1 protein-coding gene and 1 pseudogene are annotated in these 17,110 nt (G+C 67.3%); both read left to right on the top strand.

Translation table 11 applies throughout. The features are described from left to right. Window positions 1–6: 6 nt before the first annotated feature. Window positions 7–4,579: pseudogene (locus G6N28_RS27425) on the top strand (amino acid adenylation domain-containing protein). Next, entirely contained in the window at window positions 4,566–17,066 is a 12,501-nt protein-coding gene (locus G6N28_RS08905; protein ID WP_163899501.1) for a non-ribosomal peptide synthetase, read from the top strand. The pseudogene G6N28_RS27425 and the gene G6N28_RS08905 overlap by 14 nt, the downstream one beginning before the upstream one ends. The last annotated feature ends 44 nt before the right edge of the window (window positions 17,067–17,110 follow it).

The following is a 17,110-nucleotide window of genomic DNA, read 5'->3' as shown; positions in this document are numbered from 1 at the left end:
GAACGAATGAAGTTTGAAGGCAACGCGCTGCAGTTGACGCGCGCACAACTCGACATCTGGCTTGCACAGGAGACCGGCCACTCCACCACCGACTGGCAGTTGGGTGTGCTGGCGCGGTTCGACGGCGCCATCGACCGTGACTTGCTGGGACGGGCCATCCGCCAGGTGATGAAGGAGGCCGAACCGGCCAGGGCCGCGATCTTCGAGGTGGATGGCCAAGTCTTGCAACAGGCGATCGAGGACCCCGATGTCGACGTCGCGTTCCACGATCTGACCGACTCCCGCCATCCGGTGCAGGAAGCCCGCCGGATGGCGCGCGAGATCCAACGCACGCCGATGCCGCTCGACGGCCCGCTGTTCAAATTCGTGCTCTTCCAGACCTGGGACGACGAGTTCTATCTGTTCGGCTGCTTTCATCACATCGTCATCGACGGCACCGGAATCACGCTGCTGGCGCATCGGATTGCGACCGTCTACGCCGCGATGGTTTCCGGCACCCCGTGCCCGCCCGCGTTCTTCGGCTCGCTGCAGGACCTGGTTGACTGCGAATCGGACTACGAGGCGTCTCCGGACCACGAGGTCGACCAGGCCTACTGGGCCGAGAACCTGCCGGCGCACACCGAACACGCCACCTGCTTGCCGCAGACCACCGCGAACGACGACGACGCGGATCAGCCCCCGACACCGGTGCGATTGGATCCCGTTGTTCTTCGGCAGATCCAGGAGCTGTCCGAGGCGTGGAATCTGCCTCGATCATCGGTCATCACCGCTGCGTGCGCGCTCCTGGTGCGTGGCTGGTGCGGCGCCAATTCAGAGGTAGTCCTCGACTTCCCGGTCAGCAGGCGAGTACGTCCGGAATCCAAGACACTCCCCGGAATGGTGTCGGGGGTCGTGCCGCTGGTGTTGAAGGTCGCGCCGGACTCGACCGTAGCCGACTTCTGCGCATATGTTGACGCCCGAATCCGAGAAGCCCTCCAGCATCAGCGGTTTCCGGTGTACGCCCTCGAACGCAAAGCCGGAACCCGCGGTACCGAACAGCCGGCCCACCGGGTGAGCGTCAACTTCATGCCGTCGGCACTGACGCTGGACTTCGCCGGTGTGGAGGCATCGGCGTCCTTCACCAACCCCGGTCAAGTCGGTGACTTCGGGCTGATCTTCTCCGGCGCCGGTGACCAACTCTTCTTCAGCACATCCGGTGGCGGTGGGCCGTTGTCCCGTTTCGACCTCCCCGAACTCGCCAAGCGTTTGGAGCGGGTGCTGGGGTTGATGGTCGCTGATTCAGGTCGGCGGTTGTCGTCGGTGGAGGTGTTGGATACCGATGAGCGCGTTCGGCTCGAGGGGTGGGGTAACCGGGAGGTCTTGAGCGCGCCTGCGGCGCCCGCGTCGGTGTCTGGGTCGATGGTGGGGTTGTTTGGGGCGCAGGTGTCGCGGGTGCCGGGGTCGGTGGCGGTGTCGTGTGAGGGTCGGTCGCTGACGTATCGCGAGTTGGATGTGGCCTCGGATCGGTTGGCGGGGTTGTTGGTTGGTCGTGGGGTCGGTGTTGGGGATCGGGTGGGGTTGTTGTTGCCGCGCTCGGTTGATGCTGTGGTGGCGATGTTGGCGGTGTTGAAGGTGGGGGCGGCGTATGTGCCGGTGGATCCTTCGGTGCCGGCGGCGCGGTTGGAGTTTGTGGTTGGTGATGCGGCTCCGGTGGTGGTGGTGACCACGGCGGTGTTGGCTGAGCGGCTTGCTGGTTGTGGTGTGGGTGTGGTGGATGTGGCTGATGCCGAGTGGGGTCAGCCGGTGTCGTTGCCGGTGGTGGGTGCCGATGCGGTGGCGTATGTGATTTACACCTCGGGGACGACGGGTCGGCCCAAGGGGGTGGCGGTTGCCCAGGGCAGTGTGACGCGGTTGTTGCAGACGTTGGATGCCCAGATGGGGTTGTCGGGGCAGGTGTTTTCGCAGTGTCATTCGTTGGCGTTTGATTTTTCGGTGTGGGAGATCTGGGGGGGCGTTGTTGTTTGGGGGCCAGGTGGTGGTGGTCCCGGATGCGGTGGTGCGTTCGCCGCAGGATTTGTTGGGGTTGTTGGTTGATGAGCGGGTGACGGTGTTGAGTCAGACGCCGTCGGCGTTTTATGCGTTGCAGGCTGCTGCGGAGGTCGAGCCCGAGGTTGGTGGGCGGTTGGGGCTTGAGGCGGTGGTCTTTGGTGGGGAGGCGTTGGAGCCGCAGCGGTTGTCGGGTGGTTGGGGCTCATCCGGATCGGCCGCGGTTGATCAATATGTATGGGATCACCGAGACGACGGTGCATGCCTCGTTTAGGCCGATCGGGGTGGCTGATGTGGGCAGTGTGGTCAGTCCGATCGGGGTGCCGTTGGCTCATCTTGGGTTTTTTGTGCTCGATGAGTGGTTGGCGCCGGTGCCGCCGGGGGTTGCTGGTGAGTTGTATGTGGTGGGTGCGGGGCTGGCCTATGGGTATGTGGGTCGTTCGGGGTTGAGTGCGTCGCGGTTTGTGGCGTGTCCGTTCGGGCCCGGTGGGCAGCGGATGTATCGCACCGGTGATGTGGTGGCCTGGGATGGCCAGGGGCAGTTGCGGTATTTGGGTCGTGCTGATGAGCAGGTCAAGATTCGTGGGTATCGCATCGAGCTCGGTGAGGTGCAGGCGGCGTTGGCTGCGGTGGCGGGGGTGGTTCAGGCCGAGGTGATCGCGCGTGAGGACCGTCCTGGTGATAAGCGGTTGGTGGGTTATATCACCGGTGATGCTGATGCGGCTGAGGTGCGTGCGGTGTTGGCGCAGCGGTTGCCCGACTATATGGTGCCCGCGGCGGTGGTGGCCGTGGAGGCGATGCCGTTGACGGTCAACGGCAAGTTGGACAAGCGGGCGTTGCCGGCTCCGGAGTATCAGGACGTGGAGTCCTATCGGGCGCCCAGTGATGCTGTTGAGCAGATCCTGGCCGATATCTATGCCCAGGTGTTGGGGTTGGACCGGGTCGGGGTGGATGAGTCGTTTTTTCGAACTCGGCGGCGACAGTATCTTGTCGATGCAGGTGGTCGCGCGTGCCCGCGCCGCGGGGGATCTTGTGTCGACCCCGTGACATCTTCACCGAACAAACCGTGGCCCGCCTGGCCCGCACCGCCACCATCACCGACCTCGACGCCGAATCCGACGACGGTACCGGCACCGTGATCGCCACGCCGATCATCCGCTGGCTCGAAAGCCAAGAGGCCGCGGGCAACCCCGTGGACTACTTCAACCAAACGGTGGTGGTGCAGGCGCCCTCCGGCACCAGCGAGGCGGATGTGTTGGTGATGCTGCAGGCGCTGCTGGATCGGCACGCGATGCTGCGCGCGCGCGTCGAGGAGGACGCCGCCGGCCGCTGGACGCTGACGGTGCCCGAGCCCGGCACCGTCACCGCCGCCGACTGCCTACACACCATCGACGTGCTCACCGACGACGCGGTGATCCAGGCCGGTGTGCGGTTGAACCCCGCCGCCGGGCAGATGGTCAGCGCACTCTGGGTCAAGTCGACGGGACGGTTGGTGGCGATCGTCCATCACCTGGCGATCGACGGGGTGTCGTGGCGGATCCTGTTGGAGGACCTCAACCTGGCCTGGGCCCAGCACCGCGCCGGCCAACCGGTCACACTGCCTCAACCCGGCACCTCGTTCCAGCGCTGGGCCACCCTGCTGGCCGAACACGCCCACGACCCCAAAGTCGTTGCACAGACCGACACTTGGCGCCAGATCGCGGCGACCCCCGCGGCGCTGTCACCGGCGAGCCCCGAGACGGACACTTTGAACACCGCGGGGAACCTGGCGGTGAACCTGGATGTCGAGACCACCCAGATGCTGCTCGGTGAGGTGCCCGCGGCGTTTCACACCGGGATCAACGACATCTTGCTGATCGCCTTCGGGTTGGCGCTGGCGGAGTTCCTGGGCACCGGTGCCGAGCGGATCTGCATCGACGTGGAGGGACACGGCCGAGACGAAGAGCTGGGCGCCGACGTCGACCTGTCGCGCACCGTGGGATGGTTCACCGCCAAATACCCGGTCGCCATGCAGGCCGCCGGACTGACCTGGAGCCAGGTGGTCTCCGGCGACCCCGCGTTGGGTGCGGCGATCAAGACCGCCAAAGAACAGCTGCGCACCCTGCCCGACGGGCTGTCCTACGGGATGCTGCGCTACCTCAACGACAACGTCGACCTCGACGCAGCCGATCCACCGATCGCGTTCAACTACCTGGGCCGCCAAGGTGCGGCCACGGCCGACGGCTCCGGTGACGTGTGGCAGATCTGCTGGGACGGCTTGGCCACCGTCAGCCCCGGCGTCAAACCGCCCATCCCGTTGACGCACACCCTGGCACTCAACGCAGGGACCGTCGATACCGACACCGGCCCCGCCCTGTGCGCGATCTGGACGTGGGCGCCGTCGGTGCTGAACCACGCACAGGTCAGCCGGCTCAGCCAACTGTGGTTCGACGCCCTCACCGGCATCTGCACCCACGTGCGCGGCGGCGGCGGCGGACTGACCCCCTCCGACATCGTCGCCGGTCTCAGCCAAGAACAAATCGACGAGCTTCAGCGGCAGTATGCGGATAGCTGATGTACTGCCGCTGACCCCGCTGCAGCAGGGGCTGCTGTTTCACGCCAGCGCCGCGCAGGCCGGCGACGATACGTACGCCGTGCAACTCGACGTCACGCTGACGGGTCGGCTGGATCGGGACAAACTCCGCGCGGCCGTGCAGACGGTGGTGTCGCGGCATCCCAACGTAGCGGCCCGGTTCTCGCAACAGTTCGCTGAGCCGGTACAGATCCTGGTGACCGAACCGGTGGTGCCGTGGCAGTACGTCGAGTTCGACGGCGGCAGTGACGTCGTCGAGGAGCAGTTCGCAGCGCTGTGCGCGGCGGAACGTGCCGCCGTGTGCGATCTGGCCGACCAGCCCCCGTTCCGGGCGGCGTTGGTCCGCACCGGAGCCGAGCAGTACCGCTTCGTGTTGACCAACCACCACATCGTGCTCGACGGCTGGTCGCTGCCGATTCTGCTGGGGGAGGTGTTCGCCAGTTATCACGGTCGGCGGTTGCCTCCGGCCACCCCGTACCGCCGCTTTGTCAGCTGGCTGGCCGAACGCGATCTCGATGCCGCCCGCGCCGCCTGGGCCGAAGTGCTGGCCGGCTTCGAACATCCGACGCTCGTCGGGCTATCGGGCAAGGTGGAACAGGGGCAGCGGGCCGTCGCGTCGTTCACCGTATCCGAGGACACCACAGCCGCTCTCGGTGAGTTCGCGCGCTCGCATCAGACCACGGTCAGCACCGTGCTACAGGGCGTCTACGCGCGGGTGCTGACGTCGCTGACCGGCCAGAGCGATGTCGCGTTCGGCACCACGGTCTCGGGACGCCCGGATGAGGTGCTGGGCGCCGACTCGATGGTGGGCCTGCTGATCAACACGGTGCCGGTGCGAGCGAGGATCACGGCGGGCACCACCGCCGCGGGTCTTCTCGAGCAGTTGCGCGACGCCCACACCCAGACGCTTGACCATCAACATCTGGCGCTGAGCGAAATCCATCGGGTCACCGGTCAAGATCGGCTGTTCGACACCTTCTTCGTCTACGAGAACTATCCGATCGACGCGGCGAAACTACCCGGCGACGACGCGCTGGCCGTCACCGGGTTCGCTCACCACGAATACAACCACTACCCGCTGGCGGTGCAGGCCCTGCCCGGCAGCGAGTTGGGTCTTCGCGTCGAGTACGAAACCCAGGTCTTCGATGCGTCCGATGTGCAGACGCTGATCGAGCGATTCGAGCGGGTGCTGGCGGCGATGATCGCCGACCCGGACCGGCCGCTGTCGGCGATCGACGTGCTGGGCCGCGACGAGCGGGCTCGGCTCGACGCGTGGAGCAACCAGGAGGTACTGAGCCAACCTGCGCCCGCGCCCACGTCGATCCCCGGGTTGTTCGCCGCGCAGGTGGCGCGTTCCCCGGAGGCGACGGCGCTGACTTTCGAGGACCGGTCGCTGACCTATCGCGAGCTCGACGAGGCGGCCAACCGGTTGGCGCATCTGCTGGCCGGAATGGGTGTCGGGCCGGGGCAGCGGGTCGCGTTGCTGTTACCGCGCTCGGCCGACGCGATCACCTCGATCCTGGCCGTGCTCAAAACCGGTGCGGCCTATGTGCCGATCGACCCGACGGCGCCGGCGGCGCGCATGCAGCTCGTGCTCGACGACGCCTCGCCGACGGTTGCCCTCACCACACCCGAGCTGGCCGATCGACTCGCGGATCAGGGCCTGCGCATCATCGACGTCGACGACCCGGCCATCGGCGCCCAACCGCACACCGCACTGCCCGAGCCCGCAGCCGACGAACTCGCATACCTGATCTACACCTCGGGCACCACCGGCGTTCCCAAGGGCGTGGCCATCACCCATGCCAACGTGACCCGGCTGCTGGAAGCGATGGACGTCGGTATCGAACTGGCCGGCCAGGTTTGGTCTCAGTGGCATTCGCTCGCCTTCGACGTCTCGGTGTGCGAGATGTGGGGCGCACTGCTGTTCGGCGGCCGCTTGGTGGTGGTCCCGGAAGCGGTGGCCCGAGGGCCGGAGGACTTCCACGCGCTGTTGGCCAAGGAGCAGGTCACCATCTTGAGCCAGACGCCGTCGGCGTTCTATGCGTTGCAGACCGCCGACGCACTGCAGCCCGAGCTCAGCAGGCAGCTCAAGCTGCAGGCGGTGATCTTCGCCGGGGAAGCGCTTGAGCCCCAACGTCTTCGGTCCTGGCTGGACAACCACCCGGGTTCGCCGCGGCTCCTCAACTTGTACGGCACCACCGAAACGACGGTACATGCGTCGTTCCGCGAGATCGTCGAGGGCGACGCCGATGCCGATGTCAGCCCCGTCGGCGGTCCGCTGCCCGATCTCGCGTTCTTCGTGCTGGACCAGTGGCTGCGGCCGGCGCCGGTCGGCGTGATCGGCGAGCTGTACGTGGCCGGCGCACAAGCGGGCCTGGGGTATTGGCGACGGCCGGGGTTGTCGGCGTCCCGGTTCGTGGCGTGTCCCTTCGGGCCGCCCGGTCAGCGGATGTACCGCACCGGGGATCTGGTGTGGTGGGGCGCCGACGGTCAGCTGCGGTATGTCGGCCGCGCCGACGAGCAGGTCAAGATCCGCGGGTTCCGCATCGAGCTGGGTGAGGTCCGCGCGGTGCTGGCGGAGCTGGACGGGGTCGAGCAGGCTGTGGTGGTCGCGCGTGAGGACCGCCCCGGCGACAAGCGGTTGGTCGGCTACATCACCGGCAACGCCGACGTGGCCGCCGCGCGCGCGGCGATGGCCCAGCGGCTACCCGAGTACATGGTTCCCGCAGCAATCATCGCGATCGACGCGCTGCCGCTGACGGTCAACGGAAAACTCGACAGGCGAGCGCTGCCGGCACCGGAGTTCGAGGACGCCGAGAACTACCGTGCCCCGTCGACCGCGGTCGAGGAAATCCTGGCGGGCATCTACGCCAAGGTGCTGGACGTCAAGCGGGTCGGGGTGGACGACTCGTTCTTTGACTTGGGCGGCGACTCGTTGACGGCGATGCGTCTGGTCACCGCCGTCAACACCGCCCTTGACGCCGGTCTTTCCGTGCGCGTGTTGTTCGAGGCGCCGTCGATCGCCCAGCTCGCGGCCCGCATCGGCGCCGACGACGATCGGCTGGAACCGTTGGTGGCCATGGAGCGACCCGCGGTGATCCCGCTGTCGTTCTCCCAGAACAGGCTGTGGTTCCTCGACCAGTTGCAGGGGCCGTCACCCACCTACAACATGGCGGTCGGCCTGCGGATGCAAGGACACCTGAACGTCGAAGCGCTGGGCGCGGCGCTGGCCGACGTCGTGGGTCGTCACGAAAGCCTGCGCACGATCTTCCCGGCGCCCGAGGGGATTCCGCGGCAAGTTGTGGTGCCCGCCGACGAGGCCGACTTCGGCTGGGACGTCGTCGACGCCACTACCTGGTCTGAAGCCGAGCTGGATGAGGCCATCGACGGTGTCGTGGGCCACCCGTTCGACCTGGCGACCGAAATCCCCTTGCAGATAAAGCTCTTCCGTGTCGCGGCCGACGAACACGTGGTGGTGTGCGTGGTGCACCACATCGCGGCGGACGGCCTGTCGATGGGCCCGATGGTCAACGACCTCGGTGTCGCCTACGTCTGTCGCTGCGCCGGGCTCGATCCCGTGTGGGACGAATTGCCCGTGCAGTACGCCGATTACACGTTGTGGCAGCGCGCGCAGTTCGGCGACTTGAACGACGAGGACAGCCTGATCGCGTCCCAGTTGGCCTACTGGGAGGAAGCGCTGGCCGGCATGCCCGAGCGGCTGCAGTTGCCGACCGACCGGCCCTATCCGCCGGTGGCCGACCAACGCGGAGCCAGCATCTCCACGCTGTGGCCCGTCGAACTGCAGCAGCGAATCGCCCAGGTGGCCCGCGAACACAATGCCACCAGTTTCATGGTGGTGCAGGCGGCGCTGGCGGTGCTGCTGGCCAAGCTCAGCGCGAGTTCTGATGTGGCGGTGGGCTTTCCGATCGGCGGGCGGCGTGATCCCGCGCTCGACGACCTGGTGGGCTTCTTCGTCAACACGTTGGTGCTGCGGGTCGATGTCGGTGGTGATCCCACCGTCGCCGAGCTGCTGGCGCAGGTGCGTGCACGCAGCCTCGCCGCGTACGAGAACCAGGATGTGCCGTTCGAAGTCGTCGTCGACCGGCTGAATCCGACCCGCTCGCTGACCCATCACCCGCTGGTCCAGGTGATGCTGTCCTGGCGCAACCTCCCCGGGGAAGCCAGTGACGAGATCGCCTTGGCCCTAGGGGATCTGCAGATCACCCAGATCCCGGTCGACACCCACACCGCCCGAGTGGACCTGGCATTCGCGTTGAGCGAAAGCTGGACCAGGGCCGGTGAGCCCACCGGCATCGGGGTGCTGGCCGAATTCCGCACCGACGTGTTCGACACCGCCAGCATCGAGTTGATGATGGAACGGTTGCGCCGAATGCTGGTGGCGATGACCTCCGACCCGGCGCGGCGGCTGTCGTCCCTGGATGTGCTCGAAGAGGCCGAGCATGCTCGGCTCGACGAGATGGGCAACCGGGCTCTGCTGTCGCGGCCCGCGCCCACCGCCGTATCGGTTCCGGAGTTGTTCACCGCGCAGGTCGCCCGCGCACCCGAGGCGGTGGCGCTCAGTTTCGGCGGCCAGCCCATGACCTACCGTGAACTCGACGACGCGGCTAACCGACTGGCGCACTTGCTTTCTGAACGCGGTGTCGGCCCCGGATCGTGTGCCGCGCTGCTGCTGACACGCTCGGACCAAGCCGTCGTCGCCATGCTGGCAGTGCTGAAGACCGGAGCCGCCTACCTGGCGATCGACCCGTCACTGCCGCCGGCGCGGATGGACTTCATGCTGACCGACGCCGCGCCCGTCGCCGTCATCACCACCGCGGACCTGCGCCCGCGGCTGGAGGGACGCGATGTCGTCGTCGTCGACCTGAACGATCCGGCCATCCAAACCCGGCCGAGCACCCCGCCGCCGGCACCGGCTCCCGACGACATCGCCTACCTGATCTACACCTCGGGCACCACCGGCACCCCCAAGGGAGTGGCGATCACCCACGCCAACCTGGCGCATCTGGCGGATTCGACACCGACCGACCTGCCGGCCGAGCAGGTGTGGACCCAGTGTCACTCATACGCGTTCGACTTCTCGGTGTGGGAGATCTGGGCTGCCCTGCTCGGCGGCGCGCGGCTGGTCGTGGTGCCCGAGACGGTGGTCACCTCGCCGGATGAGTTCCACGCCCTGCTGGTCAAGGAACGGGTCAACGTGCTCACCCAGACCCCCTCGGCGGTCGCGGCGCTCTCACCCGAGGGCCTGGAGTCCACGGCGCTGCTGCTCGGCGGTGAGGCCTGCACGGCCGAGGTGGTGGATCAATGGGCGCCGGGACGGGTGGTGATCAACGCCTACGGCCCCACCGAGACCACTGTCTACGCGTCGCTGAGCGCCCCGCTGGCGGCGGGTTCGGGCGCCGCGCCGATCGGTGCGCCGCCACCGACGGTGGCGCTGTTCGTCCTCGACCAGCAGCTGCGGCCGGTACCCGTGGGCGTCGTCGGCGAACTGTACGTGGCGGGCCGCGGGGTGGGCGTCGGATATCTCGGCCGGTCGGGGTTGACCGGGTCGCGGTTCGTGGCGTGCCCGTTCGCCGGGGCCGGTGCCCGCATGTACCGGACCGGGGATTTGGTGCGCTGGCGTTCCGACGGACAACTGCAGTATCTCGGGCGCGCCGATGAGCAGGTCAAGATCCGCGGATACCGCATCGAGCCGCACGAAGTCCAGGCCGCGCTCGCCGAGTTGGACGGGGTGGACCAGGCGGTCGTCATCGCCCGCGAGGACAGCCCCGGGGACAAGCGCCTGGTGGGCTACATCACCGGAACCGCCGACCCGGCCAAGGCCCGCGTCGCGCTGGCAGAGCGGTTGCCCCCGTACATGGTTCCGGCCGCGGTGGTGGCGTTGGACGAGCTTCCGCTGGGGGTCGGCGGCAAACTCGACCGGCGGGCCCTGCCGACGCCGGAATACACGGCAGGCGAATACCGGGCCCCGACCACGCCGACCGAGGAGATTCTGGCAGGCATCTACGCCGACGTGCTCGGGCTCGAGCGGGTCGGGGTGGACGAGTCGTTCTTCGACTTGGGCGGCGATTCGCTGCTGGCGATGCGTCTGGTCGCGGCCGTCAACGCCAGTTTCGACGCCGGCGTCTCGGTGCGGACGCTGTTCGAAGCCCCCACCGTCGGTCAGTTCGCGCCGCGCATCGGCAGCGGCGAGGCACGGTTGGAGCCGCTGAAGGCGACGGAACGGCCCGCCGAGGTGCCGCTGTCCTTCGCCCAGAGCCGACTGTGGTTCATCGAGCAGCTTCAAGGCCCGTCGGCGACCTACAACATCGCGGTGGCGCTGAGCCTGCACGGGATCCTGGATGCCGACGCGTTGGGCGCGGCACTCGCCGATGTCGTCGGCAGGCACGAGAGTCTGCGGACGCTGTTCGTCGCGCCCGACGGGACACCGCGCCAATTGGTGGTGCCGGCCGCCGACGTCGACCTCGGCTGGACCGTCGTCGACGCCACCGACTGGTCGGAGAGCCGGCGCAACGACGCGCTCGACGAGATCGCGCAGAGACCGTTCGATCTCACCACCGAAATCCCGTTGCGGGCACAGCTTTTCCGCATGTCCGACGATGAACACCTGCTGGTGTCCGTGGTGCACCACATCGCCGCGGACGGGCTGTCGATCGCGCCGTTGGTGCGCGACCTGGGGGTCGCCTATGCCAGCCGGGCCGAGGGGCGCGGCCCGGACTGGGCCGAATTGCCGGTCTCCTACGTCGATTACACGTTGTGGCAGCGCGCGCAGTTCGGCGACGTCGCCGACACCGAAAGCCGCATCGCCGCTCAGTTGGCCTACTGGGAGGAAGCGCTGGCCGGTATGCCCGAGCGGCTGCAGTTGCCGACCGACCGGCCGTACCCGCCGGTCGCGGACTACCGCGGCGCACGCGTGCCGTTCGCGTGGTCGGCCGAGTTGCAGCAGCAGATCGACCGGCTGGCCCGCGAACACAACGTCACCAGCTTCATGGTGGTGCAGGCGGCGCTGGCGGTGCTGCTGGCCAAACTCAGCGCGAGTTCTGATGTGGCGGTGGGCTTTCCGATCGGCGGGCGGCGTGATCCCGCGCTCGACGACCTGGTGGGCTTCTTCGTCAACACGTTGGTGCTGCGGGTCGATGTCGGTGGTGATCCCACCGTCGCCGAGCTGCTGGCGCAGGTGCGTGCACGCAGCCTCGCCGCGTACGAGAACCAGGATGTGCCGTTCGAAGTCGTCGTCGACCGGCTGAATCCGACCCGCTCGCTGACCCATCACCCGCTGGTCCAGGTGATGCTGTCCTGGCGCAACCTCCGAGAGGACAACAGCGACTCCGCGGGGTTGACCCTTGGCGACGTCCAGGTCACCGAAATACCGCTTGACACAAAGACCGCTCGCACCGACCTGTCGTTCGGCTTGGCCGAGCGGTGGAGCGCGGAGGGGACGCCCACCGGCATCGTGGGCGAGGTCGAATTCCGCACCGACGTGTTCGACGCCGTCAGCGTCGAGACGATGATCGCCCGGTTGGAGCGGGTACTGACGGCGATGCTCACCGACTCGGACCGGTCGCTGTCGGCCATCGACGTGCTGGGAAGCGACGAGCGGGCGCTGCTCGACGCGTGGAGCAACCAGGCGGTGTTGGGCCAACCCGCGTCGGTGTCTGGGTCGATGGTGGGGTTGTTTGGGGCGCAGGTGTCGCGGGTGCCGGGGTCGGTGGCGGTGTCGTGTGAGGGTCGGTCGCTGACGTATCGCGAGTTGGATGTGGCCTCGGATCGGTTGGCGGGGTTGTTGGTTGGTCGTGGGGTCGGTGTTGGGGATCGGGTGGGGTTGTTGTTGCCGCGCTCGGTTGATGCTGTGGTGGCGATGTTGGCGGTGTTGAAGGTGGGGGCGGCGTATGTGCCGGTGGATCCTTCGGTGCCGGCGGCGCGGTTGGAGTTTGTGGTTGGTGATGCGGCTCCGGTGGTGGTGGTGACCACGGCGGTGTTGGCTGAGCGGCTTGCCGGTTGTGGTGTGGGTGTGGTGGATGTGGCTGATGCCGAGTGGGGTCAGCCGGTGTCGTTGCCGGTGGTGGGTGCCGATGCGGTGGCGTATGTGATTTACACCTCGGGGACGACGGGTCGGCCCAAGGGGGTGGCGGTTGCCCAGGGCAGTGTGACGCGGTTGTTGCAGACGTTGGATGCCCAGATGGGGTTGTCGGGGCAGGTGTTTTCGCAGTGTCATTCGTTGGCGTTTGATTTTTCGGTGTGGGAGATCTGGGGGGCGTTGTTGTTTGGGGGCCAGGTGGTGGTGGTCCCGGATGCGGTGGTGCGTTCGCCGCAGGATTTGTTGGGGTTGTTGGTTGATGAGCGGGTGACGGTGTTGAGTCAGACGCCGTCGGCGTTTTATGCGTTGCAGGCTGCTGCGGAGGTCGAGCCCGAGGTTGGTGGGCGGTTGGGGCTTGAGGCGGTGGTCTTTGGTGGGGAGGCGTTGGAGCCGCAGCGGTTGTCGGGGTGGTTGGGGGCTCATCCGGATCGGCCGCGGTTGATCAATATGTATGGGATCACCGAGACGACGGTGCATGCCTCGTTTAGGCCGATCGGGGTGGCTGATGTGGGCAGTGTGGTCAGTCCGATCGGGGTGCCGTTGGCTCATCTTGGGTTTTTTGTGCTCGATGAGTGGTTGGCGCCGGTGCCGCCGGGGGTTGCTGGTGAGTTGTATGTGGTGGGTGCGGGGCTGGCCTATGGGTATGTGGGTCGTTCGGGGTTGAGTGCGTCGCGGTTTGTGGCGTGTCCGTTCGGGCCGGGTGGGCAGCGGATGTATCGCACCGGTGATGTGGTGGCCTGGGATGGCCAGGGGCAGTTGCGGTATTTGGGTCGTGCTGATGAGCAGGTCAAGATTCGTGGGTATCGCATCGAGCTCGGTGAGGTGCAGGCGGCGTTGGCTGCGGTGGCGGGGGTGGTTCAGGCCGAGGTGATCGCGCGTGAGGACCGTCCTGGTGATAAGCGGTTGGTGGGTTATATCACCGGTGATGCTGATGCGGCTGAGGTGCGTGCGGTGTTGGCGCAGCGGTTGCCCGACTATATGGTGCCCGCGGCGGTGGTGGCCGTGGAGGCGATGCCGTTGACGGTCAACGGCAAGTTGGACAAGCGGGCGTTGCCGGCTCCGGAGTATCAGGACGTGGAGTCCTATCGGGCGCCCAGTGATGCTGTTGAGCAGATCCTGGCCGATATCTATGCCCAGGTGTTGGGGTTGGACCGGGTCGGGGTGGATGAGTCGTTTTTCGAACTCGGCGGCGACAGTATCTTGTCGATGCAGGTGGTCGCGCGTGCCCGCGCCGCGGGGATCTTGTGTCGACCCCGTGACATCTTCACCGAACAAACCGTGGCCCGCCTGGCCCGCACCGCCACCATCACCGACCTCGACGCCGAATCCGACGACGGTACCGGCACCGTGATCGCCACGCCGATCATCCGCTGGCTCGAAAGCCAAGAGGCCGCGGGCAACCCCGTGGACTACTTCAACCAAACGGTGGTGGTGCAGGCGCCCTCCGGCACCAGCGAGGCGGATGTGTTGGTGATGCTGCAGGCGCTGCTGGATCGGCACGCGATGCTGCGCGCGCGCGTCGAGGAGGACGCCGCCGGCCGCTGGACGCTGACGGTGCCCGAGCCCGGCACCGTCACCGCCGCCGACTGCCTACACACCATCGACGTGCTCACCGACGACGCGGTGATCCAGGCCCGGTCACGGTTGAACCCCGCCGCCGGGCAGATGGTCAGCGCACTCTGGGCGGCCCGCACCGGCCAACTGCTCGTCGTCGCACACCACCTGGTTGTCGACGGGGTGTCGTGGCGGATCCTGTTGGAGGACCTCAACCTGGCCTGGGCCCAGCACCGCGCCGGCCAACCGGTCACACTGCCTCAACCCGGCACCTCGTTCCAGCGCTGGGCCACCCTGCTGGCCGAACACGCCCACGACCCCAAAGTCGTTGCACAGAGCCAGGTCTGGCGAGAGATCACCGCGGTACCGCCCCCGTTGCCCGCGGTGCAACCGGTGGTCGACACCTACGTCAACGCAGGCAGCTTGGCTCTGGATCTGGATGTCGAGACCACCCAGATGCTGCTCGGTGAGGTGCCCGCGGCGTTTCACACCGGGATCAACGACATCTTGCTGATCGCCTTCGGGTTGGCGCTGGCGGAGTTCCTGGGCACCGGTGCCGAGCGGATCTGCATCGACGTGGAGGGACACGGCCGAGACGAAGAGCTGGGTGCCGACGTCGACCTGTCGCGCACCGTGGGATGGTTCACCGCCAAATACCCGGTCGCCATGCAGGCCGCCGGACTGACCTGGAGCCAGGTGGTCTCCGGCGACCCCGCGTTGGGTGCGGCGATCAAGACCGCCAAAGAACAGCTGCGCACCCTGCCCGACGGGCTGTCCTACGGGATGCTGCGCTACCTCAACGACAACGTCGACCTCGACGCAGCCGATCCACCGATCGGATTCAACTATCTGGGCCGGATGGCCGGCGGGGGCGATCATGCGGGCGGCGATCGTTGGGAGATCTGCAGCGACGGGTCGGTCACCGGCGTCGCCGCGGCGATCCCGATGCCGTTGATGCACACCCTGGCACTCAACGCAGGCACCGTCGACACCGACACCGGTCCGCGTCTTCGCGCGGGCTGGAGTTGGGCCCTTTCAGCGTTGGACCATTCACAGGTCAACCGGCTCAGCCAACTGTGGTTCGACGCCCTCACCGGAATCTGCACCCACGTGCGCGGCGGCGGCGGCGGACTGACCCCCTCCGACATCGCGCCCGCCCAGCTCGAGCAGTATCAGATCGACGAGCTGTGCGAAAACGACCGGGTCGCCGACATCCTGCCGCTGACCCCCCTGCAGCAGGGCTTGATGTTCCACGCGGGGATCGCCCGTGATTCCGGCGATGACGTGTATGCGGTGCAGCTGGACGTGACGCTGACCGGCCCACTTGATGAAGACCGCCTGCGAAAGGCACTGCAGGCGACGGTGACCCGGCACCCGCATCTGGCGGCCCGATTCTCCGCCAAGTTCGAGCAGCCGGTGCAGGTCATCCCGGCGGAGACCGAAATACCCTGGCACTACGAGGATCTCGCCGATACCGAGGTCGACGTCGAGGACCACGTCGCGTCCGTGTGCGCCGCCGAGCGCGCCGCGGTATGCGACCTGACTCGACAATCGCCCATCCGGGCCGTGCTGATCCGCACCGGTGCCGACGAGCACCGCTTCGTGTTGACCAACCACCACATCGTGCTCGACGGCTGGTCGCTGCCGATTCTGCTGGGGGAGGTCTTCGCCGGCTACTACGGACAACGGCTGCCGGCCAGTACGCCTTACCGCCGGTTCCTCGACTGGCTGGCCGAACGCGATCTCGACGCCGCCCGCGCCGCCTGGGCCCAGGTGCTGGCCGGGGTCGACACCCCCACCCTGGTCGGCCCGCCAAACCAGCTGGCTCCCGCGAACCGACGCGTCGCCGCCGTGCGGCTGTCGCAGGAGACCACCCTGGCCCTCAACGAGTTCGCCCGCTCTCACCAGACCACGGTCAGCACCGTGCTTCAGGGCGCGTGGGCGCAGCTGTTGGCGTGGCTGACCGGTCAGCACGACGTGGTCTTCGGCGCCGTCGTCTCCGGGCGGCCGACCGACCTGCCCGGTGCGGAGTCGATGATCGGCCTGTTCATCAACACCGTTCCGGTGCGGGCGAACATCGCCGCCACCACCACCGCCGTCGACCTGTTCGATCAACTCCAACGCGTCCGCAACCACACGTTCGAACACGATCACCTGGGGCTCAGCGAGATTCACCGCCTCACCGGCCAGAAGCGGCTTTTCGACACCGTCTTCGTCTACGAGAACTACCCGACCGACACCGCCCGCTTGGCGGGTGCCGACGGACTGGCCATCGCCGGGCTCGACAACCGCGACTTCTACCACTACCCGCTCGCGGTGCAGGCGGTCCCGGGCGACGAACTCGACCTTCGAATCCAATACCGCGCCGACGTATTCGACGAGCCCGCCATCCACACGCTGATGGATCGGTTCAAGCGGGTACTGGTGGCCATGACCACCGACCCGAACCAGCCGCTGTCGGCCGTGCGGCTCTCCGACAACGGGGAACTCGCCCAGCTCGCCAGGTGGAGCAACCAGGCGGGGAGCCCACCTGAATCCGACGGCGAGGACGGCGATGACCGCGGTCCGATCACCCCGGTCGAACAGGTCCTGGTCGACATCTTCGCCGAGGTACTCGGACTCGAGCACGTCGGCGTCGACGACTCGTTCTTCGACCTGGGCGGCGATTCGCTGTCGGCGATGCGGGCGGTCACCGCGATCAACGCCGCCTTCGGTGTCCACCTCGCGCTGCCCACCCTGTTCGACACACCCACCGTCAGAAGCCTGAACTATCACCTGACTTACTCGGCGGGCTACCAGACGGGCGCCAGGAAATAGCCGAAAATGACGCGGTGTCTGCACTCTCGGTCACGGCACGGCAA

The sequence above is a fragment of the Mycolicibacterium pulveris genome, assembly GCF_010725725.1.
Lineage (GTDB): Bacteria > Actinomycetota > Actinomycetes > Mycobacteriales > Mycobacteriaceae > Mycobacterium > Mycobacterium pulveris.
Note: the sequence above shows the minus strand (reverse complement) of the source record. Positions and strands in the feature narration are given on the sequence as shown.

Coding starts and splice junctions, on each gene's coding strand:
- G6N28_RS08905 (WP_163899501.1), top strand. CDS start 4,566: ATGCGGATAGCTGATGTACTGCCGCTGACCCCGCTGCAGCAGGGGCTG.